Raw genomic sequence first — 20,587 nt, forward strand, 5'->3', positions numbered from 1 at the left:
GTCAGATACCTCCGGAGGGAATGCGTAGAAACATCGATTAGGTGAGGGGTGTCATCACTGCCTTACGATAGGCTGCACGCTGCGTAAGACGCTGATACCAGCCTTCAAGGCGCGGCATTGAGGGGCGTGTGATGGGTAATCCGAACCAAGCATAGGCATAGCAACCAAGTGGAATATCACCTATGCCGAAATTTTCGCCGGAAAACCACGGCTGTACGGCAAGTGCTTCTTCCGCAATTTGGAGCGATCGAGTCATGCCTTCAATGCCGCGCTGCAAAATCGCTGGATCGCGCTTGTCTTCAGGTAAACGGATCAGATGCATCATCACATCTCGGAAATCGCCAAACAGGGTGGTCGACGACCAATCCATCCACTTTTCAGCTTGGGCGCGCTTGGCAGGATTTTCGATCCATAAGCTGCCATTGGCGCGGCTAGCTGCAAGATAGCGTACAATGACGTTGGATTCCCAAAGTGTTGTGTCACCATCCTGTAAAAGTGGAATGAGTCCGTTGGGGTTTAGCGCCAGAAAGTCGGTATCCTGTAAGCCGCCAAATGAACCGCCAATGTTGACCTGTTCATATTCAAGGCCAAGCTCTTCAGCCGCCCAAAGCGCTTTTCTTACATTGGTGGAATTAATTCGACCCCAGATTTTCAGCATGATGTAGCCTATCGCATTGCTATGAAAACGCGCGGGCAGCGCATTTGAATAAGTATGCATTTAAAGCAGATCGCCCCCGGTAGCTGCAAGGCTAACGGGGGCGATAAATTTTCTTTTGTTTCGATGATTAGCGGACCAAATGTCTTGTCAGTCGCCGTTCAATGAAATCCCATATATGTCGCAAACACTCGACGATCAGCAGATAAATAACTGCCGCCCAGAGGTAGGTCTGGAAGTCGAATGTGCGCGAATAAGCACGGCGCGTTTCACCCATCAGATCGAGGATCGTGATGATCGAGACAATCGCAGAACCTTTAATCATCAGAATGATTTCATTGCCGTAAGGACGCAGAGCCACGATCAGTGCCTGAGGCAGAATGACCTTCCAGAATGTTACGCGTTTGGAAATACCAAGCGCTGCTGCACCTTCCCATTGCCCGAGAGCCACACTCTGAATCGCACCGCGAAGAATTTCGGCCTGATAGGCAGCTGTATTGAGCGAGAATGCGAGGATAGCGCAATTCCAAGCGTCCCGGAAAAACACCCAGAGACCAATGCTTTCAAGAAACGGACGGAACGTACCGAAGCCGTAATAGATCAAGAATGTCTGCGCGAGCAGTGGCGTGCCGCGGAAGAAGTAGACATAGCCAAACGCAATGCCACGCAACCAGCGATTATTGGACATACGCGCTGCGGTAATTGGCAGGGAAAGCAGCGCACCGATGACGATAGACACTGCAACCAGTTGCAGCGTCGTCAGCAGACCCGACCAATAACGCGGCGCATAGGTTTCAAAAAGATCGATGCGCCACGTATTATAAAGATAAATGGCAAGTCCTGCGAAAAGCAGAGCCCAGAAGGCTACGATGAGGTGGCCAGCGATGCGGATGCCTGTCCAGCTTTTAACGACTGGCGGCGGTGCGAGAACTTCTGCTGCGCCTCGTGATGTGATCTCACTCATGATCATGCACCCCGCGACGCATTGTTGCCGGCATCAGCCCAACGAGCGATGCGGTTGATGAAGTAGGACGAAATGATCGCAAGGCCGAGATAGAGAAGACAAGCCACGCCGAAGAACAGGAATGGCTCTTTCGTAACGCGTGCTGCAATCGAAGTCTGGCGCAAGATGTCTGACAAAGTGATCACGGATACCAGAGACGTATCCTTCAGCAGAACGAGCCAGAGATTGGCGAGACCCGGAAGGGCGATACGGATCAGCTGTGGAAGCACGACTTTGCGCATGGTCTGCCAATGGGAAAGACCGACAGCATAGCCGCCCTCATATTGACCGCGCGGGATCGCACGAAATGCGGACAGGAAGACTTCACTCGAATAGGATGAGAACACGAAACCAAGCGCCACCATACCGGCGGCAAAAGCATTGATTTCAACATTTGCATCAACGCCAAACAGACTAAGTAGGCGCTGCAAGCCCAAAGATGCACCAAAATAAACCAGGAAGAGCGTCAGAAGCTCAGGCAGTCCGCGGAAAATGGTGGTGTAGATATTGCTGGCGAGTCGGATGGATGGTTCTTGTGATTGTTTGCCCAAGGCAACAAGAAATCCGAGCGCGAGGCCGACTGGCAGAGTTGCTATTGCCAAAGATATCGTGACCAGAAGGCCCCAGGCAATACTCATCCCCCAACCGTCGGGACCGAAACTTAACAAGGTGGCGTAGTGTTCCATGCGCCTAATCTCTTCCTAGGGCTTCTCAGGTCTGCGAGTAGCAAAGCCCGATAACTTTTGAAGTTTCTCTTTATAGCCCAAATAGTTACGCCGGCTTACTTGTGAGTAAACCGGCGTTTTGATGTTAAAATATCTTAGTTTTCTGCACCGTAAGCGTCGAAATCAAAGTACTTGTCGTTGACTTCCTTGTACTTACCGTTTGCGCGGATCGCTTTGATTGCTTCGTTGAACTTTTCAATCAGCTCAGGGCGACCCTTTTTGAAGGCAACGCCGGCACCAGGACCGTGAATCTCGATCACTGGAGGGAAGGTGCCAACCATCTTACAGCAAGCGCCATCTGGCGTCTTCAGCCATTCAGCCAAAGTCACGCTATCATCGTTGACGGCATCGAGACGACCGTTCGCGAGATCAAGACGATATTCTTCGGCTGTCGGATAAGCCTTGATGGTGCTGTCGGTGAAGGTCTTTTCCGAATAATTGGCGTGCGTTGTCGAAACCTGAACACCGATTGTCTTGCCAGCGAGATCTTCCTTGGTCACGCCCTTGATGTCCGTGTCCTTAGGTGCGGCGATACCTGGAGGTGTGTTGTAATACTTGTTCGAGAAGTCGACCTGCTTCTTGCGCTCATCCGTAATGGACATGGATGCGATGAAGGCATCGAATTTGCCGGACTGAAGGGCTGGAATAGCGCCGTCCCACTCCTGGGTGACGAACTCGCATTCAGCCTTCATTTCTTCGCAGAGCGCTCTGGCGATATCGACGTCGAATCCCGACAGCGTGCCATCTGGCTTGATAAAGTTAAACGGAGGATACGCACCTTCCGTGCCGATCTTCAGCTTCAGTGGTTCCTGAGCGGTCGCAGTGCCTGCGGTCATGGAGCCAATGGTAATTGCAAGTGCTGCAACTGATGCTGCTGCGGCGATACGCTTTAATACGCGCATTCTAAGTCCTCTCGTTTGTTAAGGCTGGTTCCCTGATTATTCTTCTGGTTCAGCCGCTTCAAGGTACACTGTCATTCTAAACTTTAAGTAGCAATTCTGACAGTGAATCCCTTGTTGTCTACAATTAGATGCTAGAGCTGACAACGCGCAATATTTTTTCGCACTTATGCCCAATCATCCGCCCGTAATCTGATATTCCCACCATTTTCCATGTCATGGCAATACGGCTAGAGTAATTTAATTGTGCATGCAAAAAGGCTGATTTAAAAGGATATCCGTGCTATATCTGCGCGTGGTAGAATTTTACCCTATAGTTTAACGTTTAGATGGGGAAATTCTCAAAGCTCCATCAGCTCTACGATGAAATCGGCAATTTCTTCAATTTTATCGATATGGAAAACGGGCAATCTTTCATCATTGGAGAGATGGTCACTGGCCAGTGCAACGATGCTCGGATCATCATCAGAAAGCGGTGGTCCATCATGCCCGCCGCTACGCCTCAGCTCGACCTTCCTATGAGATTCGCGCTTATAGCCCTCGATCAAAACGAGATCGCATGGGGCCAGCTTGCTAACGATGGCTTGTAGCGAAGGTTCTTCTTCACCCATGTTTTCATGCATAATCGCGTAGCGAGCTGATGAGACTATGGCGACTTCGGAAGCTCCGGCATTTCTGTGTCGCCACGAATCCGTACCGACGTGATCAATATCGAAGTTATGGTGAGCGTGTTTCACGGTCGAAATTTTATAACCGCGCTTGGTCAGTTCCTGAACCAGCCGTTCGGTCATGGTGGTCTTGCCCGAGTTTTTCCAGCCGGTGATACCGAATAGTTTATGAGTCATCTCAGAGCCTCATTCAGCCGTTTTGCTTCAGCAAGATCGTCTGGTGTGTTGATGTTGAAGAATGGATCAAATGTTTCGCCATTGGCAAGTTGTACCAAAGGGAACTCTACCTCTTCAAAGCCGATATGCCGTGCGAAAGCAAAGACACTGGCTTTTTCAGCCTGTACCAACCAGTCATTGAGCGGCTGCGCCAAATCAGTTTTCCATAGCCCGAAGATTGGATGAACACGTCCGCCTGAACTCGCCAGCACGATAGAAGCCCCTGTTTTCTTTTGTCTTTCACAAAGTTGAGTCGCAAGATCGAGTGGAAGAAAGGGGCTGTCAGCTGCGACGCTCAACAGAAACGGGAACCCAGATGCATATTCGAATGCTGTTCGAAGACCGACAAGCGGCCCACCATGAGCGGAGGGCAAATCTGAGACAATTGGAATATTGAGCTTTGCTAGACGGTTAGGGTCGCCATTCGCATTGACAAAGAGGTTGCTCACCTGTGGCGAAAGCCTTGAAGCGACGTGTTCAATTATCGTTCGGGAATCAAGTGATTGGAGAAACTTGTCGCCTGCGATGCCACCTTCCTGCATACGGCTGGATAGGCCACCTGCGATGATAACCCCTGCAAGTCTGATCCCGTCTGGTGTCACGACGGCTCTACTCCTGTCGGTGTTGTGGCCAAGGTGCTCTTGTTCTGCTCGCGCCTTTTGCGAATGTTCTCGCGGTAAACCATATAGATACCGCTGCCAACGACAAGGATTGAGCCGGCAATTGTGTAGGAGTCCGGGGCTTCGTTGAAAACGACGGTGCTCAACAAAATGGCCCATAACAGGCTCGAATAACGGAATGGCGATACGAAAGAGATCTCGCCTTCACGCATCGCCATGATGATAAAATGATAACCTACCAGCAATAGCCCGGCGGCCAGCGCCATAATCAGCACTGGTCCAATACCAACCGGTTGCCATCCGCCCATCGGGTGGATGAGCCCTCCGCCTGTCAATGCTATGGCCCCAGCAGTCAGCGTTGAGAGATAAAGGGTAGGGACATGCGCTGGCACGCGACGCGTTGCGATATCCCGCATAGCCGCGAAGCAAACGCTGGATAGCAAAATTCCGACGGCTGCGAGACTTGCTGAGCTATCGGTGCCGGGGCGGATGATGATGATAACCCCCACAAGGCCAAAGGAAATACACATCCAGCGTCGCCAGCCGACTTTTTCGTTGAGGAAAAGAACAGCGCCAAGGGTTACGACCAAAGGGGTTGCCTGAAAAACTGCAGAGCAGAAAGCCTGCGAAAGGTGACCAAGAGAAAAAATATAGGTGACTGTCGCTAAAACCTCGCCGAGAACGCGAAGAACGGTCATTAAATCCAAAGAAAGGTTGCGAAGGGCGCCGTTGCGCCAGGCGAGTAAGCCAATTGCAATTGTCGCGAATATGCCCCGGATGAACATATACTGACCGCTATTCATCTGGGTCAGCAGATATTTCGTCATAGTATCGCCGATGGTGAATGTACCCATAGCGAGAAGCATAAAAATACTTGCACGGAAGTTTGCTGACTGCGGCACGATATGAAATCCGGTTTAGGATTGTATATCGCTATCGTATCATTTGGATTCGGTCCAATTTATACTTGTTGCAAATCCATCTAATTTATTTATCCGCCGGTAAGGCTCATATGGCGTGCGACTGCCGGGCGATTATGGTCGCGATCAATAATGAAATCATGGCCCTTGGGCTTACGTGAGATTGCCTCGTCAATCGCATCGTTTAGAACGCTGTCACCTTCACTTGCACGCACCGCCGCACGCAAGTCTGCATCATCATTCTGGCCAAGGCACATATAAAGCATACCTGTGCAGGTGAGGCGCACGCGATTGCAGCTCTCGCAGAAATTATGCGTAAGTGGCGTGATGAAACCGAGACGCCCGCCCGTTTCTGCAATCGTGACATAGCGGGCAGGGCCGCCGGTGTGATACGGGATATCGGACAGGGTGAACTGTTGGCCGAGGTCGTCGCGGAGCTGCGAAAGCGGGAGGTATTGATCGGTGCGATCAAATTCGATTTCGCCCATCGGCATGGTTTCGATCAGGGTCATGTCCATGTCACGGCCATGCGCCCAGCGGATCAGTTCAGGAATTTCAAATTCATTGAAATTCTTGAGTGCTACCGCGTTGATTTTGACACGAATGCCAGCCTTTTGCGCGGCCTCGATGCCTTCGATGACGCGGTTAAGATCGCCCCAGCGGGTAATCGTGCGAAATTTTTCAGGATCAAGCGTGTCCATCGAGACATTGATGCGCCGTACACCGCAATCTGCGAGTTCGTCAGCATAGCGCGCAAGCTGTGAACCATTGGTAGTCAGCGTCAGCTCGTCCAGCGCACCGGTCTTCAGATGCCGCGAAAGCTCGCGAATGAGATGCATGATATTCTTGCGAACAAGCGGTTCACCGCCTGTCAGACGCAGTTTACGAACACCCTTCTCGATAAATGCGCTGCAGATGCGGTCGAGTTCTTCCAGTGTCAGCAGATCTTTTTTCGGCAGGAAAGTCATGTGTTCCGCCATGCAGTATGTGCAGCGGAAATCGCAACGGTCAGTAACGGAAACGCGCAAATAGGTGATGGCACGCCCGAACGGATCAATCATTTGTCCGGTCGGGGAAACAACAGGCAGTGTTTGAGAACGTTGCATAGAGTAAGCCATTGTTTCCACATGCTGCAGAGCCCGTCTGCATCTTAGTCCTAGAGATAGGTTCCGCGAAGCGCTTTGTCCAGTTTACACCTTGGTATAGCAGCTTCAAGCAAGAGCACATTAATCGAACAGATCGATCCCTTGGCTCTTCTCATAATGGATAAAGATCAATATCTCTTTGATTTGACGCAATTCGAAGCGGCTACTGCAGTAATTATATGCAAGCCGTCAGATATTGCAGAATGAAACACCGCTGGAATGACGGAGAACAATTATGAGTGATGTCTGGCCTACCGAATTGCGGGTCTCGAAGGATCGCAAGCTTTTGACGGTGGCTTTTGAAAGCGGTGAACGTTTTGAGCTGACTGCAGAACTTTTGCGGGTTCTGTCGCCTTCAGCGGAAGTGCAGGGGCATTCACCTGAACAACGCGTGACGGTCGGTGGCAAGCGCGATGTTGAAATCATGCGCATGGACCCGATTGGCAATTATGCCGTCCGCATCACCTTTGACGACATGCACGATACCGGGCTGTTCTCATGGACCTATCTTCACAAGCTGGGCACCGAGAAAGACACGCTTTGGCAGACTTATCTGGACGAGCTTGCGGAAAAAGGTCTGAAACGCGATCCGCGATGAGGAAAAGGGCGGACTTTATTTTTTGCGCATCCCGAAAACCGCTGCACAGTTTTGGGGATGCGCTTAAGCCGCCCTTTTTTCTTTAACCGAGATTGAGTTCCTTGAAGAAGTCGTTGCCCTTATCGTCGATGACGATAAAGGCTGGGAAGTCGACGACTTCAATACGCCAGATGGCTTCCATACCTAGCTCTGGATATTCGACAACTTCGACCTTCTTGATGCAGTCTTGCGCGAGACGAGCGGCTGGGCCACCAATCGAGCCAAGATAGAAGCCACCATGCGTGCCACAGGCTTCGCGAACCTGACGCGAACGATTGCCCTTGGCGAGCATTACCATCGAGCCACCGAACGACTGGAACTGATCGACATAAGAATCCATACGACCAGCAGTGGTTGGGCCGAACGAACCAGATGCGTAGCCGGTTGGTGTCTTGGCCGGGCCTGCATAATAGATCGGATGGTTCTTGAAATAATCCGGCATAGCTTCGCCGTTTTCCAGACGTTCGCGGATTTTCGCATGCGCGAGATCGCGCGCAACAATAATCGAGCCGGTCAAGGAAAGCTGCGTCTTCACCGGATGCTTCGACAATTCCTTGAGAATGTCTTCCATCGGTTGATTGAGGTCTATCTTGACCACATGTGACGACAACTTTTCTTCGTCGATTTCCGGCATATATTGTGCTGGATTGGTTTCAAGCTGCTCTAGGAAAATACCTTCCTTGGTGATCTTTCCCTTGGCCTGACGATCCGCCGAGCAGGAAACACCGAGGCCAATCGGCAGCGATGCGCCATGACGTGGCAGACGGATAACGCGCACATCATGGCAGAAATATTTGCCACCAAACTGCGCACCAACGCCGAGTGACTGGGTCAGTTTGTGGATTTCAGCTTCCATCTCCAGATCACGGAACGCATGGCCGTTATCGGAGCCTTCGGTTGGAAGCTCATCGAGATAGCGGGTGGAAGCGAGCTTCACCGTCTTCAGGTTCATTTCAGCCGAAGTGCCACCAATGACAATCGCCAGATGATACGGCGGGCAGGCGGCTGTTCCGAGACTGAGGATCTTATCCTTGAGGAAGTCGATCATGCGGTCATGCGTCAACAGCGATGGCGTTCCTTGAAACAGAAACGTTTTGTTAGCCGAACCGCCGCCCTTGGCAACAAACAGGAATTTGTAGGCGTCTTCGCCTTCTTCGTAGATGTCTATCTGCGCAGGCAGATTGTTCTTGGTGTTCTTTTCCTCGAACATCGACAGTGGAGCGAGCTGCGAATAGCGCAGATTCTTCTTATTATAGGCATCGAGCACGCCAGCACCCAAAGCATCGGCATCGCCACCTTCGGTCCAGACGCGGCGGCCCTTCTTGCCCATGATGATCGCTGTGCCTGTATCCTGACACATAGGTAGAACGCCGCCCGCTGCAATATTTGCGTTCTTCAAGAGATCATAAGCCACGAAGCGGTCGTTATCGGTTGCTTCGGGGTCCTTCATGATATTTGCGAGCTGTTGCAAATGGCCTGGGCGCAGCAGGTGATTGATGTCAGCAAAGGCAGCTTCCGAAAGGATGCGCAGCCCTTCAGCGTCGACGCTCAGAATTTCCTGCCCCTTAAACGTATCGACCGACACATGATCGGAAGTCAGTTTGCGGTAAGGGGTTTTGTCTTCGCCAAGTGGGAATAGATCGGCGGCGCTTGCTTCTGCCATTGTGGTACCTCGCTTGCTTGCCTGCCGCATCCAAGTGCCGCCTTCGGCCCAACGGATGCGCTCCGTGATTCAGCCCTGACAAAGTCAGGGGCATATTCTGCGGGGCTTTTAGCGCGATGCAGGGCGGAATCCACTGCGGCACATTGTTCTGTTCGACACGAAACGGAGCTCGAGTGTGTCCGCAAAATCGCTTTTCAAGAAAAATTGATAGAGTTGGACGCAAAATAATAGGAGGATGCGTTAACGTTAAAAGATTCTATACGAGATTCATCAATTCTATGGGCAAAGATTGACGCGGCTTCGCTTAATAGCGGTTGCATTGAATTGGCGGTTGGAATGCAGTTCTCCAGAAATTTGAATCGGAACATTAAAGATAATCGCAAGCGCGGTCCTTATGTCCGTAACGCGATGGCTTTCGCACTGGCAGCATCGACACTTTTCTCGACAGCGCAGGCGCAGGCAGCTAACTCTCTGCTTGAGCTGTTCCAGCAGCGTCGTCAGCAACAGGCGCAGCCGGTTCAGCCGCCTGTGCAGGTCGCGCCAGCACCAAATACTGCTAAGCCAGTTTCCGTGCCGAGAGCTGCCGTGCCGCCAGCACAGCGCGTCACGGTTAAAGGACCGCAGATCTACAATTATAAGCCGGATGCTTTGATCAAGGTCGATTTCAGCGCTCTTGATATGCAGGTGACAGCGGCAGTTGATCCCGCGCGCGTCGATCCTCTGACATCGGGAATGTCGCCGATTGGTCCGGTAAAAAAGACTGACGAATCCCAGGGTGAGCTCGCTTTCGATGCCGCAACGGATTATCTGAAGACCGTCGATGTCAAAGCGGAAAAGCAAATTGCTGAAGCTATCGTCAGCTTCTATTCCGAAAAACGCACCTTTCTTTGGTCAGCAGACAACAAGGCGCTTGATAAAGCCCGCAATGTTGCAGCCTTTTTTGCTCAGGCTGACGATGATGGTCTGAACCCGGAAGAATATGCCGTCGCTATTCCTGGCGATCATTTCGAAGAAGCACAGCTTGCCGAACGTCAGCAAAAACTTGCTGACTTTGAAATTCGCATGTCTGCGCGTGCATTGCGCTATGCAATTGATGCGGGCGAGGGCCGTGTGATTGCAGACCGCCTCAGTGGTTTTTATGATCTGCCGCGTAATCGCGTCGATCCTAAAGCTGTTCTGGCCCGTCTGGCATCTGAAACCGACCCGGTTGCTTATCTGAAAAGCTTCCAGCCGAACAACCAAGCCTATGCTTCATTGAAGCGTGAACTGGCCAATACGGAAGCGCCAGCTGGCGAACCTATTCGCATTTCGCTTGATAAAGCTATTCGTCCGGGTGATTCCAGCGATCAGCTTGCAAATGTTGTCGCGCTCATCACGAGACATGCTCCAGCTAGCTATCTGGAACAGCATCGCAATGTTCTGCAGGCTCACGCAGATGGAAGCATCTATGATCCGGAACTGGCCGCTGCCATCAAGGATTACCAGAAGCTTTCAGGCAGCACGCCCGATGGCATCATTGGTAAGAACACGATTGCAGCCCTTCAAGGCGAGCAGGATTCGGTGAAGCGTGATCGCATTCTCTATTCGATGGAACGCCTGCGCTGGCTGCCACATGATTTCGGCTCGCGTTACGTGATGGTCAATCAGCCATCCTACCGCGCCGAATATTTTGAAGACGGCAAAGAAAAGCTGGCCATGAATGTGGTCATCGGTTCGCCAACCCATCAGACCTATTTCTTCTATAACAAGGTCCAGACGGTTGTTTTCAATCCATCCTGGGGCGTGCCGCGTTCGATTATTCTGAACGAAATGCTGCCAAAGGTGATGCGTGATACGAGCTATCTCGATCGCAACGGCTACGAAGTTTATGTCAGCGGCAAGAAGGTTTCGGCGAGCGCTGTAAACTGGAGTGCAGTTGCTGCAGGCAAGGCGCATGTCGGCATCCGCCAGAAGCCAAGTCTCGATAATGCTCTGGGCGAACTGAAGATTCTTTTCCCGAACGCTCATGACATTTACATGCATGACACTCCGGCGAAATCCTATTTCAGCCGCGATATGCGTGCCTTGAGCCATGGCTGCATCCGTCTGGAGCGCCCGCGTGATATGGCAGCAGCAGTTCTTGGTAAGCCGGTTGAAGAGCTGAGCAAATATTTCGGTAAGGACGAACGCGGCTTGAAGGTTGCAAATCCGGTTCCGGTCTATATCGCTTACTTCACGGCTTGGCCTGATGCCAACGGTAACGTTCGTTACTTCAGCGACGTTTACGACCGTGATGCGGGTATGCAGAAAGCTTTCGATAAGACGGCAGAGTCACGCATGGCCGCTCTTTGAGCGGTCGGCGGTAACTCGGCTAAAGAATGTTTTTATCGAACAGTGCTGCTTGCATAGACAAATAACATCAAGAAAAAAGCGGACTTAGAGCATTTCAAGCAAAAGTGCGAAGCGTCTCTGCAGGGAAATCAGTTCGTCGGACTGATTTCTTTTCCTGCTGCGCTGCGTCGGATACTGCCATAAAAACAAATAGATAGAGCGGTTTCAAAGATTCGGTATTAACTGGAACCGCTCTACCCCTCTTTTCGTTCTTAATTCTGAATGAAACAGGCTTTTCCGACACCGCGTGCTGGATCACCGAAAGCACGGTTGTCACATCGTACGCCATCACGGAATACGCGCTCTACAAAACGCCCTTTCGCTCCGTAACGAACGACCTTACGACCATAGAAATCGCAGAAGCCTTTTTCTTTTGCGCATTGCTGCCACTCGCCACGACGACGATCATCGCGTCTGTTATCACGCCAATCATCACGGCGATCGTCACGCCAATCGTTTCGGCGATCATCACGACGATTGTCGCGCCAATCGTTGCGACGATCATCACGTCGATCTTCATAACGATCACGGACAACGAATGAGCAGCTTTTCTGTGCGCCAGGGGCCGGATCACCGAAAACTTGATTTGAGCAGCGCACATTCGGACCATCGATAAACTGAGACGTGCCCCGGCCATTCGCGCCATAGATCACTTCAGTTGGATACGGAAGCCTGCAGGTTTCATTTTCACCGGCGCAACGCTGCAATTGCGCAGCCTCAGCGGGTGCTGGAGCAATTACGTACATAGATGCAATAAAAGCTGACATGCCTGCGACGAGGCTAAGTTTATTAGACAGAAGAGCTGCCATGGCTAACACCATTGTTTGAATGTCTGATGAGTTCTTATAGATTTCAGTTCTTGAACATAGAATGAACGGCGACTTACGTTTCAACTGGTCAATATCGCGAATGATTGTAAATATTTGAACGCAAATCGTGTAAAAATTCCAGATAGATAGTTCCCTTTTTTTGCTGAATCCGCAAGAGTGCGAATAGATGTTTCTCGTCAGCAAGGTCGTAAGAAAATGCATGGTGAATACAAGGTCCACGGTGGCAAGCTGGTTGTTATCGATCTCGAAGTTCAGGATAACAAACTGAGCCAGGTTCAGGTCGCGGGGGACTTTTTCCTCGAGCCTGCAGAAGCCCTTGATGACATTCGTGATGCATTGAACGGTTTGCCTGCGACTGCCTCATCGGAAGAAATTGCTAATGCGGTCCGCAAAGGACTTCGCCCAGACGCTTTTATGATCGGTTTCAGCCCTGAAGCTGTCGCTATTGCTGTGCGTCGCGCTCTTGGCGTTGCACGTACCTGGCGCGACTACGAATGGCAGATCATCGATATTCCGCCGCTGACGCCAACGATGCATCTCGCGCTTGACGAAGTTCTGGCACGTGAAGTGGCCGCTGGGCGCCGTGCGCCGACCTTGCGCTTTTGGGAGTGGGAGCGTCCATCCATTATCATTGGAGCATTCCAGTCGCTGCGCAATGAAGTGGATATGGAAGCGACTGCTGAACTCGGCGTCGAAACAGTGCGCCGCGTAACAGGCGGCGGCGCGATGTTCGTCGAGCCGGGCAACTCGATTACCTATTCTCTTTATGCGCCGGGTGAACTCGTGCGTGATATGAGTTTTGCCGATTCCTACGCATTTCTCGACGAATGGGTCCTGAAGTCGCTTAATTCGCTTGGCATCGACGCGTTCTATAAGCCGCTCAATGATATTTCGAGCTCGAAAGGCAAGATCGGTGGAGCGGCCCAGAAGCGCTATTCAGGCGGAACTGTTCTGCATCACGTCACCATGGCTTATGACATGGACGCCGAGAAAATGGTGAAGGTGTTGCGCATTGGCCGGGAAAAGCTGTCTGACAAGGGTACGGCCAGTGCGGTCAAACGCGTCGATCCTGTCCGCGGCCAGACGGGGTTGCCGCGCCGCGAAGTCATTGATCGCATGAAAGAGATGTTCGTTTCGTTGAATGGCGGTGTCACCGGGACGATAACACCGGAAGAATACGCAGCAGCCGAGAAGCTCATTGAAGAAAAATTTGCCACGAAGGAATGGCTGCATCACATTCCGTAAGCAAACATAGCTCGCAATGTCATCGCGCCGCGTGACAGCGGGGGCAAGCCATGTCATAGGGAGGCCAAGTTATCACAAGGCCTCCCACGCACATGATCCGCATCGACAGCATCAGCAAGTCCAACAGCCACCGTATTCTTTTTATCGAAGCTTCTGCCGCGTTGAATCGTGGGGAAAAAATAGGTCTCGTCGGCCCAAACGGTGCCGGTAAAACCACGCTTTTCCGCATGATTACCGGCGAAGAACTGCCCGATGAAGGGCAGGTGAATGTCGAAAAGGGTGTGACGATCGGCTATTTCAACCAGAATGTTGGTGAAATGGGTGGTCGTTCGGCTGTCGCGGAAGTTATGGAAGGCGCAGGTCCGGTCAGTGTTGTGGCCGCAGAGTTGCGCGAACTTGAAGCCGCGATGTGCGATCCTGATCGTCTTGATGAAATGGACGCGATTATCGAGCGATACGGCGAAGTGCAGGCTCGCTATGAAGAACTCGACGGCTATGGTTTGGATGGCCGTGCGCGCGAAGTGCTTGCGGGTCTGAGTTTCAGCCAGGAAATGATGGATGGCGATGTCGGCAAATTGTCCGGCGGCTGGAAAATGCGCGTGGCTCTCGCTCGCATTCTTCTCATGCGCCCCGACGTTATGCTTCTCGACGAACCGAGCAACCATCTCGATCTTGAAAGCCTTATCTGGCTTGAAGCTTTCCTTAAAAACTATGATGGCGCATTGCTGATGACCTCGCACGACCGCGAGTTTATGAACCGCATCGTGACCAAGATTATCGAAATCGACGGCGGCTCGCTCACGAGCTATTCCGGCGATTATGCCTTTTATGAAGGCCAGCGTGCACTGAACGAAAAGCAGCAGCAAGCGCAGTTTGAACGCCAGCAAGCAATGCTTGCCAAGGAAATCAAATTCATCGAACGCTTCAAGGCACGCGCATCACACGCATCTCAGGTACAGAGCCGTGTGAAGAAGCTTGAAAAGATTGATCGCGTGGAACCGCCACGTCGTCGCCAGACAGTGGCTTTCGACTTCGCACCAGCGCCACGATCTGGCGAAGATGTCGTGAGTCTCAAGGGTGTCAACAAAAGCTATGGAAGCCGCACGATTTATGACGGGCTGGATTTCATGGTTCGCCGTCGTGAGCGGTGGTGCATCATGGGCGTCAATGGTGCAGGCAAGTCGACATTGCTCAAGCTTGTCACCGGCACAACGGAGCCTGATCAGGGTATCGTCAATCTCGGTGCGAGTGTGAAGCTTGGCTATTTCGCACAGCACGCCATGGATATTCTCGACGGTGACAGCACCATTCTTGAATGGCTGGAACAGCGCTTTCCAAAGGCGGGGCAGGCGCCTTTGCGTGCACTCGCAGGCTGCTTCGGCTTTTCTGGCGATGATATCGAAAAGAAATGCCGTGTGCTTTCTGGCGGTGAGAAAGCGCGATTGGTCATGGCAGCAATGCTGTTTGATCCGCCAAATTTCCTTGTACTCGATGAGCCGACTAACCATCTGGATCTCGACACCAAGGAAATGCTCATTCGGGCCCTTTCCGCTTACGAAGGCACAATGCTTTTCGTATCGCACGATCGTCGCTTTTTGTCGGCGCTCTCCAATCGCGTATTGGAACTCACGCCGGACGGCATTCACCAATATGGTGGCGGCTATACGGAATATGTTGAAAGCACAGGCCAGGAAGCGCCGGGCTTACACGTTGGTTAAGAAAAGGCGGGAAATTTCCCGCCTTTTCTTTTGTCATATGCTTAGCGGTAAACAATGCCGCCATCAGTCAGGATAGCCTGTCCGGTAATATAATCTGAATCTGGACTCGAGAGGAACGATACCAGCGATGCAACGTCTTCCGGGGTCTGGGCGCGGCCAAGAGCAATGCCTTCCACATACTTCTTGTAGGTTTCGCCCTTTGGCGCGCCAGTGATTTCCGAGAAGCGCTCATCGATCTCAACCCACATATCGGTGCCGACGATGCCCGGGCAATAGGCATTCACCGTTATGCCTGCGCTCGCATATTCTTTAGCGGCGGCTTGAGTCAGCGCACGCACAGCGAATTTCGTAGCCGAATAAACACCCAGCATTGCGAAGCCATCATGGCCAGCAATCGACGAGGCATTAATAATCTTGCCCTTATGTCCGCGCGCTTTGAATTTGGCTGCTGCTGCCTGAATGCCCCACAGAACACCTTCGATATTGATTTTCAGGATACGGTCGACTTCTTCGGGCTTAACATCGGAAATAGGCTGAACCTGTGCGATGCCCGCATTGTTGACGATGACGTCGAAACCGCCGAGTTCCTTTTCTGCATGGTCAATTGCCGCGTAGACATCATCGCGTTTGCTTACATCTGCTGAGAACGTAGAGGCCTTGCGACCCAGTGCTTCAACTTCCTTTTTTACGGATTCTAGCTTGTCTGCTTTCAGGTCGACCAGTGCAATATCAAAGCCGTCTTTTGCAAGGCGCAGAGCAATACCGCGACCAATGCCCTGTGCTGCACCTGTGACCAATGCAACTTTAGCTGTGTTTGACATGATTTATCCTTTTCTGCTGTTAAGCTGATAAGCAGTCGGGAGAACTGCTGTTGTTCAAGCTGGCATTGCCAGATGACATGCACAAGACTGTAGAACGCCGTGCTTTCTGTTCATTGATCACAATCAAGTGCGCGCTAAATTATTGATGTGCCAATCAGAAACAGCTTCTTAATTAGATTGGTAAGCAGTATAGTGGATTAAATTTATCAACTTTTAGAATGTGCCATGCGCTTCCGTTCCGACGACAGAAAAACATCCTCAAAAATTGAACTACAACGCCGTCGTTTTCTCGCGATATCAGCGATGGCTTTCGCTACAAGCTTGCTGCCATCGATGCTCTATGCCGAAGAGAGGCAATCTCTACGTATTGCGCTTGCAACTAGTGTTTCCAACCAAGCTGCGGAGGTGGCAGCTACTGAAGCAAAAGAGCAGGGGCTCGATGTCGAACTGATCGAATTCAGTGATTGGAATACGCCGAATACGGCAGTTGCCGATAAGACTGTTGACGCCAATCTTTTTCAACATATTCCCTATCTGGATTACACCAACTCCAAGACTGGAAACGGACTCGTGCCCATAGCACCTGCTTTCAGCACGCCATTCGGGCTTTACTCGAAGAAATATTCAAAGCTCGAAGATCTTCCGGATAATGCGCAGATCGCGTTTTCAGGCGATGTGATCAATACCGGCCGGTCGCTTCTTCTTCTGCAGAAGGCGAGCTTTCTGGAGTTGAAGCCAGGCACAGACCACCGTGCGAGCCTCGAAGATGTTGTTATCTGGAAGAAACCGCTCAAGATCGTGCAACTGGACGGACCACAAATCGCGCGATTACTGGACGAGGTGGATGCTGCGGCAACCTATCCCACTTTTGCAAAACTCGCAGGGCTGGAAGTGTCATCAGGACTGATCTTCGAGAACGAACCGATCTATGCCTTTCAGTTCGTCACACGTCCGGAATTGCGAGATGATGTTCGATTAAAGAAGTTCATCGAGATTTATCAGAACTCACCCGCTGTTAAAGCAAAGCTGCAGGAGCTCTATGGCGTTATGGTTTCGTTCCCGCGTTAAAGTGCGTAAAGCGCTTGCATTTGATCTCTGGTGGAACATGCGGTTTTTAGTGGTCATTTTGCCAAATAGACCATTGATGCAGAGACGTGGTTCAGCTAGAAACGCCTAGATTGAGGCGATCACGCCTCCCGGCAATGCACCCGTAGCTCAGCTGGATAGAGTGCTGCCCTCCGAAGGCAGAGGTCACAGGTTCGAATCCTGTCGGGTGCGCCATATAATCAATGACTTAGCGTAAATTTAGGTGATGCTCACAGGTTCATTGAACCTTCTGGTCAAATGTTAAATTCGCGTTTGGATCTAGCCTACAAAGATTCGTTACGAGTTTCGTTGCGCTGACACTGTTACTTTTAACTTTCCTAATTCTTATTGTTGCTCCAAGAGCGCTCGTGCCTTGTCTCATTAGAAGACTCAGGTTTTATTACGCCCAACTTTAAGAGGGTAAGGTAATATGGCTAAGAAAAGTGTGGCGGGTGCTCCAGCCGTTATGGCTGTGGTAGGAGTAATACTCTTGGGTGGCGGGTTTTATCTCCAGTCCAGCGGATCGGGTGTTTCACCGGCCGATCAGTCGCGCTGTGAGGAAAACGTCAAGAACCTCTACAAAGATAGCGCTGAAGCCCAACAAACATTTATATCCAAATGCAATGAACCGGGCGTCGTTGCGATGATTGATGCACGGGTAAATGACTCTGGTGCGTCTGATACAGCCGCGGCCATTGCGTCGGCCAACCAGTCCGAGATCGGCTCTGGCGCTCTTGGTTACGGTATCATGGGTGTGGGCGTAGCACTGCTTATTTCAGGGCTTTTCGGCCTGTCTCGCGCCAAAAAGCGTGGTTGAAGCCACCGTTTAATGCCGGCTCTCTGCAGCTGGCATTAAACAACGAATATGGAATAATCCACATCTTTGAAATCGACTGAATCAGCCGATTATGTCGCTATTTTCCGTAAAGAACTGAAAGTAGGTGATGAGCAGAACTGCGAATACATCCTGCAAAACGGGTTCCGGCTTCCAATCTAGTATGCTTTAAGAAGCCCAACGTATTTTAGCAGGAGTTCGACGTGCGCTTATCCAGCAAAGCAGCCCTAACCAGCGTGATGGCTTTTCTGATGGTTTCTCCGGCGCTTGCCGATGCAAAAACGGATTCGCTTCAACTTAGAAAAACCGTGGTCGATGGGCTTTATACCTATATCGAACTGGGCGAAAATTCCGAAGGGCGATCAAAAGCTCTCGGTGTCGAGATGGAAGACAAGGTAAAAGTACCTGTTGCAAAAGCGCAATCGGAGTGGCGGGAGATAGCGCAGAACAGTACAGATCAGGCTGGCTATCAAACCTATAAAATGTGCGATACGGCAGCCAGCTCGCTTCAAGATATTATTGATACAATTGCTGGCTACATTAAAAGCGACAGCACGCAAGAGCCTGACTACGAAGCCACTTTGACCAAGTTTGGCGCGGATTTGACCGAGTGCGAAAAGGCACTGGATGTGCAGTTAACTTTCTAGCTTTCAGGATAATGGCGGCATCCATATTTCGAACGCCGCCATTCAGATAATTACTTTAGTTCAGCAATCATATCATCATAGACTTTGCATGCGCTCGTTGGATCAGAAGCGAGCTGCGACTGCGCGCCGGAAAGCTTCTGAGCAACTTCAGCTGCTTTCTGAGGGTCCTTTGCTGCCAGTTCCTGCATCTTTGTAGAAAATTCTGTCGCTTTTGCAGTAACGTCTTCAGCTGTGCAGGCGAGCGAAGGTGAAGCAGCGGCCATCACAACAGCGATTGCGAGAAGGTATGCTTTCATTGTTCTTTCCTCGTGACTAGTCAAAGTTATATTAGACAACTCCCTATAACCGGCTGAATATAAGAGGGAAATAATATTTGAATCACATAGTGTGTACAGATTTAACAATATTCCGGAGCATTATGTACGAGGTGCTTCCGCGCCGCATTTCTGATAATTTTGTTAATATCGGTTCTGCTTGATTAGAATAGATCTAGTAAGATCAAAATAGTTGTCGATACTCAAACATTAAGCTTCGTTTTGTTTTCAATTCTCTGAGTTTTGCGCTTATTGAGCACTTATTAATTAAGCGTAACAGGAGATGATATGCGTCATATTCCAACTGCTATTGCCGCATTTATCGGCTTAGCCATTTTGAGTGTCGTTCTGGGGTCCTGGTATACTGTCGACGAGGGGGAACGTGGCGTCATTCTGCGTTATGGAGCCGTGGCCGGCGTTGCACAGCCGGGGCTTGGTTTCAAAATTCCATTGATAGATTCCGTCGTTCGCGTTTCGGTTCAATCCAAGGCAGCTATCTATAACGGCATGGAGGCCTATAGCCGGGACCAGCAACCAGCAACGATGAACCTCTCGGTCAACTATCGTATTCCGCCGGACCGCGTTGAAGAAGTTTACGCCACCTATGGCGGTGAAGATGGACTTCTGTCGCGTTTGGTTGAACGGCGCGTGTTCGAGGAAAGCAAGACTGTATTCGGTCGCTTCGCAGCTGTAACAGCCATTCAGGAGCGCGGTCGCCTTAATCAGGAAATCGCAGACGCTATCCAGAAAAGCGTAAGCGGTCCGGTCATCATCGATAGCGTGCAGATCGAGAATATTGATTTCTCTGATGCCTACGAGGCTAGTATTGAGCAGCGTATGCTTGCTGAGGTCGAAGTTCAGCGTCTGCGTCAGAATGCAGAACGTGAAAAGGTGCAGGCGGAAATTACCGTGACGCAGGCTAATGCGCAGGCTGACGCCCGTCGTGCAGATGCGCAGGCGCAGGCTGATTCTGTGAGGCTTCAGGCACAAGCTGATGCAGAAGCCATTCGTCTGAAAGGTGACGCTGAGGCTCAGGCCATCAAGGCGCGTGGTGATGCATTGCGCGATAACCCGGGTCTGGTTTCGCTCACACAGGCCGAAAAGTGGAACGGACAACTTCCGACGACAATGCTGCCGAACGGCGCCATTCCGATGTTGAACCTTACGCAGGAATAAGACGTTTTGATTAAATGGCGGGTCGCGAGGCTCGCCATTTTTCGTTCGTCCGAAAACAAAGAAAACACGCAAAGCTTCCGCTCTGCGTTTACATTATCTAATTTAACTATCTAATTGATAGGGAAGCAAACTTTGTCCCTGAACATTCCTCTATCTAAGAGAGGAATGGCGCGAGTGACGGGGCTCGAACCCGCGACCTCCGGCGTGACAGGCCGGCACTCTAACCAACTGAGCTACACCCGCGCATTGTTCCGATGCTTTCGATCAGGAACGGTGCTCATGTATGCGGGAACGGGATCAGCGTCAATCGTTTCTATGCGTAAGACCATAAAAAAATTCGGATAATTCTAATTTAAGGCTGATCTTGTGGAAAAGATGGAGGAATGGGAGCATT

General features: G+C 51.1%; 20 protein-coding genes and 2 tRNA genes. 9 read left to right on the forward strand and 13 right to left on the reverse strand.

Features of this window, described 5'->3' with window-relative positions; all coding sequences use genetic code 11:
- Positions 1-37 precede the first annotated feature (37 nt).
- The 8 genes from ABWV94_RS02545 to moaA form a co-directional block, all read right to left on the reverse strand.
- Positions 38-658 carry a glutathione S-transferase family protein gene (locus ABWV94_RS02545; protein WP_113498889.1) on the reverse strand — a complete coding sequence of 207 codons (621 nt, stop codon included), beginning with the start codon at positions 656-658 and terminating at the stop codon, positions 38-40.
- 127 nt (positions 659-785) lie between these two features.
- A complete protein-coding gene (locus ABWV94_RS02550) occupies positions 786-1,619 on the reverse strand; it encodes an ABC transporter permease (RefSeq protein ID WP_007874829.1) in 834 nt (277 codons plus the stop codon).
- 2 nt (positions 1,620-1,621) lie between these two features.
- Positions 1,622-2,344, reverse strand: coding sequence for an ABC transporter permease (locus ABWV94_RS02555; RefSeq protein ID WP_039859731.1), 723 nt, complete (start codon positions 2,342-2,344; stop codon positions 1,622-1,624).
- Positions 2,345-2,478: 134 nt separating this feature from the next.
- Complete coding sequence (locus ABWV94_RS02560) at positions 2,479-3,285, reverse strand: ABC transporter substrate-binding protein (protein WP_007874831.1); 807 nt, start codon at positions 3,283-3,285, stop codon at positions 2,479-2,481.
- A 338-nt stretch (positions 3,286-3,623) separates the two neighbouring features.
- Positions 3,624-4,127: a molybdopterin-guanine dinucleotide biosynthesis protein B gene (mobB, locus tag ABWV94_RS02565; protein WP_113498774.1), complete on the reverse strand. Its 504-nt coding sequence runs from the start codon at positions 4,125-4,127 to the stop codon at positions 3,624-3,626.
- Complete coding sequence (mobA, locus tag ABWV94_RS02570; protein WP_113498776.1) at positions 4,124-4,768, reverse strand: molybdenum cofactor guanylyltransferase MobA; 645 nt, start codon at positions 4,766-4,768, stop codon at positions 4,124-4,126. The genes mobB and mobA overlap by 4 nt, the downstream gene beginning before the upstream one ends.
- Entirely contained in the window at positions 4,765-5,652 is an 888-nt protein-coding gene (locus ABWV94_RS02575) for a DMT family transporter (protein WP_051063913.1), read from the reverse strand. Before ABWV94_RS02575 ends, mobA begins: the two co-directional genes overlap by 4 nt.
- Positions 5,653-5,777: 125 nt before the next feature.
- Positions 5,778-6,812 (reverse strand): GTP 3',8-cyclase MoaA, encoded by a 1,035-nt coding sequence (gene moaA / locus ABWV94_RS02580; RefSeq protein ID WP_113498778.1) that lies wholly within the window; start codon positions 6,810-6,812, stop codon positions 5,778-5,780.
- A gap of 274 nt (positions 6,813-7,086) precedes the next feature.
- Between moaA and ABWV94_RS02585 the strand changes: the two genes are divergently transcribed.
- The gene (locus ABWV94_RS02585) at positions 7,087-7,449 is read left to right on the forward strand and encodes a gamma-butyrobetaine hydroxylase family protein (RefSeq protein WP_105518451.1); all 363 of its coding nucleotides are present in this window, start codon (positions 7,087-7,089) and stop codon (positions 7,447-7,449) included.
- An 82-nt stretch (positions 7,450-7,531) separates the two neighbouring features.
- Here the strand turns inward: ABWV94_RS02585 and ABWV94_RS02590 are convergent, their stop codons facing one another.
- Positions 7,532-9,151 carry a fumarate hydratase gene (locus ABWV94_RS02590; RefSeq protein ID WP_007874840.1) on the reverse strand — a complete coding sequence of 540 codons (1,620 nt, stop codon included), beginning with the start codon at positions 9,149-9,151 and terminating at the stop codon, positions 7,532-7,534.
- 336 nt (positions 9,152-9,487) lie between these two features.
- Here ABWV94_RS02590 and ABWV94_RS02595 point away from each other — a divergent pair, with 336 nt between their 5' ends.
- Positions 9,488-11,482, forward strand: a complete 1,995-nt coding sequence (locus ABWV94_RS02595; RefSeq protein WP_113498780.1) for a L,D-transpeptidase family protein — start codon at positions 9,488-9,490, stop codon at positions 11,480-11,482.
- A 251-nt stretch (positions 11,483-11,733) separates the two neighbouring features.
- Here ABWV94_RS02595 and ABWV94_RS02600 read toward each other — a convergent pair whose 3' ends face one another.
- The gene (locus ABWV94_RS02600; protein ID WP_235820829.1) at positions 11,734-12,330 is read right to left on the reverse strand and encodes a hypothetical protein; all 597 of its coding nucleotides are present in this window, start codon (positions 12,328-12,330) and stop codon (positions 11,734-11,736) included.
- A 216-nt stretch (positions 12,331-12,546) separates the two neighbouring features.
- Here ABWV94_RS02600 and lplAB point away from each other — a divergent pair, with 216 nt between their 5' ends.
- Both lplAB and abc-f read left to right on the forward strand, forming a co-directional pair.
- Complete coding sequence (gene lplAB, locus ABWV94_RS02605) at positions 12,547-13,596, forward strand: lipoate-protein ligase LplAB (RefSeq protein WP_113498782.1); 1,050 nt, start codon at positions 12,547-12,549, stop codon at positions 13,594-13,596.
- Positions 13,597-13,688: 92 nt separating this feature from the next.
- Positions 13,689-15,314 (forward strand): ribosomal protection-like ABC-F family protein, encoded by a 1,626-nt coding sequence (gene abc-f, locus ABWV94_RS02610; protein WP_064320548.1) that lies wholly within the window; start codon positions 13,689-13,691, stop codon positions 15,312-15,314.
- Positions 15,315-15,355: 41 nt separating this feature from the next.
- Here abc-f and ABWV94_RS02615 read toward each other — a convergent pair whose 3' ends face one another.
- Positions 15,356-16,135 carry an acetoin reductase gene (locus ABWV94_RS02615; RefSeq protein ID WP_113498784.1) on the reverse strand — a complete coding sequence of 260 codons (780 nt, stop codon included), beginning with the start codon at positions 16,133-16,135 and terminating at the stop codon, positions 15,356-15,358.
- Positions 16,136-16,438: 303 nt separating this feature from the next.
- Here ABWV94_RS02615 and ABWV94_RS02620 point away from each other — a divergent pair, with 303 nt between their 5' ends.
- From ABWV94_RS02620 to ABWV94_RS02635, 4 genes are all read left to right on the forward strand, one after another.
- Positions 16,439-17,203: a MetQ/NlpA family ABC transporter substrate-binding protein gene (locus ABWV94_RS02620; RefSeq protein ID WP_162761739.1), complete on the forward strand. Its 765-nt coding sequence runs from the start codon at positions 16,439-16,441 to the stop codon at positions 17,201-17,203.
- Between the two features lie 136 nt (positions 17,204-17,339).
- Positions 17,340-17,416, forward strand: a tRNA-Arg gene (locus ABWV94_RS02625).
- A gap of 235 nt (positions 17,417-17,651) precedes the next feature.
- Positions 17,652-18,038 carry a hypothetical protein gene (locus tag ABWV94_RS02630; protein ID WP_285540114.1) on the forward strand — a complete coding sequence of 129 codons (387 nt, stop codon included), beginning with the start codon at positions 17,652-17,654 and terminating at the stop codon, positions 18,036-18,038.
- Positions 18,039-18,259: 221 nt separating this feature from the next.
- The gene (locus tag ABWV94_RS02635; RefSeq protein WP_113498790.1) at positions 18,260-18,703 is read left to right on the forward strand and encodes a hypothetical protein; all 444 of its coding nucleotides are present in this window, start codon (positions 18,260-18,262) and stop codon (positions 18,701-18,703) included.
- Positions 18,704-18,753: 50 nt separating this feature from the next.
- On the opposite strand, the gene ABWV94_RS02640 is transcribed toward ABWV94_RS02635, so the two are convergent.
- Positions 18,754-18,999, reverse strand: a complete 246-nt coding sequence (locus ABWV94_RS02640; protein ID WP_007874857.1) for a hypothetical protein — start codon at positions 18,997-18,999, stop codon at positions 18,754-18,756.
- Between the two features lie 306 nt (positions 19,000-19,305).
- Between ABWV94_RS02640 and ABWV94_RS02645 the strand changes: the two genes are divergently transcribed.
- On the forward strand, positions 19,306-20,193 hold the full coding sequence (locus ABWV94_RS02645) for a prohibitin family protein (RefSeq protein ID WP_007874859.1): 888 nt from the start codon (positions 19,306-19,308) through the stop codon (positions 20,191-20,193).
- A gap of 166 nt (positions 20,194-20,359) precedes the next feature.
- Here the strand turns inward: ABWV94_RS02645 and ABWV94_RS02650 are convergent.
- Positions 20,360-20,436: transfer RNA gene (locus ABWV94_RS02650), tRNA-Asp, on the reverse strand.
- Positions 20,437-20,587: the final 151 nt, after the last annotated feature.

Origin of the sequence: Brucella sp. NBRC 12953, from assembly GCF_040369775.1 — a bacterium.
Taxonomy (GTDB): Bacteria; Pseudomonadota; Alphaproteobacteria; order Rhizobiales; family Rhizobiaceae; genus Brucella; species Brucella pseudogrignonensis.

What these genes read in the sequence shown, in the direction of transcription:
- ABWV94_RS02575 (WP_051063913.1), bottom strand. Translation starts at nt 5,652, where the DNA reads ATGCTTCTCGCTATGGGTACATTCACCATCGGCGATACTATGACGAAA.
- ABWV94_RS02555 (WP_039859731.1), bottom strand. Translation starts at nt 2,344, where the DNA reads ATGGAACACTACGCCACCTTGTTAAGTTTCGGTCCCGACGGTTGGGGG.
- lplAB (WP_113498782.1), top strand. Translation starts at nt 12,547, where the DNA reads ATGCATGGTGAATACAAGGTCCACGGTGGCAAGCTGGTTGTTATCGAT.
- ABWV94_RS02550 (WP_007874829.1), bottom strand. Translation starts at nt 1,619, where the DNA reads ATGAGTGAGATCACATCACGAGGCGCAGCAGAAGTTCTCGCACCGCCG.
- ABWV94_RS02620 (WP_162761739.1), top strand. Translation starts at nt 16,439, where the DNA reads ATGGCTTTCGCTACAAGCTTGCTGCCATCGATGCTCTATGCCGAAGAG.
- ABWV94_RS02645 (WP_007874859.1), top strand. Translation starts at nt 19,306, where the DNA reads ATGCGTCATATTCCAACTGCTATTGCCGCATTTATCGGCTTAGCCATT.
- abc-f (WP_064320548.1), top strand. Translation starts at nt 13,689, where the DNA reads ATGATCCGCATCGACAGCATCAGCAAGTCCAACAGCCACCGTATTCTT.
- ABWV94_RS02600 (WP_235820829.1), bottom strand. Translation starts at nt 12,330, where the DNA reads ATGGCAGCTCTTCTGTCTAATAAACTTAGCCTCGTCGCAGGCATGTCA.
- ABWV94_RS02615 (WP_113498784.1), bottom strand. Translation starts at nt 16,135, where the DNA reads ATGTCAAACACAGCTAAAGTTGCATTGGTCACAGGTGCAGCACAGGGC.
- ABWV94_RS02585 (WP_105518451.1), top strand. Translation starts at nt 7,087, where the DNA reads ATGAGTGATGTCTGGCCTACCGAATTGCGGGTCTCGAAGGATCGCAAG.
- moaA (WP_113498778.1), bottom strand. Translation starts at nt 6,812, where the DNA reads ATGCAACGTTCTCAAACACTGCCTGTTGTTTCCCCGACCGGACAAATG.
- mobB (WP_113498774.1), bottom strand. Translation starts at nt 4,127, where the DNA reads ATGACTCATAAACTATTCGGTATCACCGGCTGGAAAAACTCGGGCAAG.
- ABWV94_RS02560 (WP_007874831.1), bottom strand. Translation starts at nt 3,285, where the DNA reads ATGCGCGTATTAAAGCGTATCGCCGCAGCAGCATCAGTTGCAGCACTT.
- ABWV94_RS02590 (WP_007874840.1), bottom strand. Translation starts at nt 9,151, where the DNA reads ATGGCAGAAGCAAGCGCCGCCGATCTATTCCCACTTGGCGAAGACAAA.
- ABWV94_RS02630 (WP_285540114.1), top strand. Translation starts at nt 17,652, where the DNA reads ATGGCTAAGAAAAGTGTGGCGGGTGCTCCAGCCGTTATGGCTGTGGTA.
- ABWV94_RS02545 (WP_113498889.1), bottom strand. Translation starts at nt 658, where the DNA reads ATGCTGAAAATCTGGGGTCGAATTAATTCCACCAATGTAAGAAAAGCG.
- ABWV94_RS02595 (WP_113498780.1), top strand. Translation starts at nt 9,488, where the DNA reads ATGCAGTTCTCCAGAAATTTGAATCGGAACATTAAAGATAATCGCAAG.
- ABWV94_RS02640 (WP_007874857.1), bottom strand. Translation starts at nt 18,999, where the DNA reads ATGAAAGCATACCTTCTCGCAATCGCTGTTGTGATGGCCGCTGCTTCA.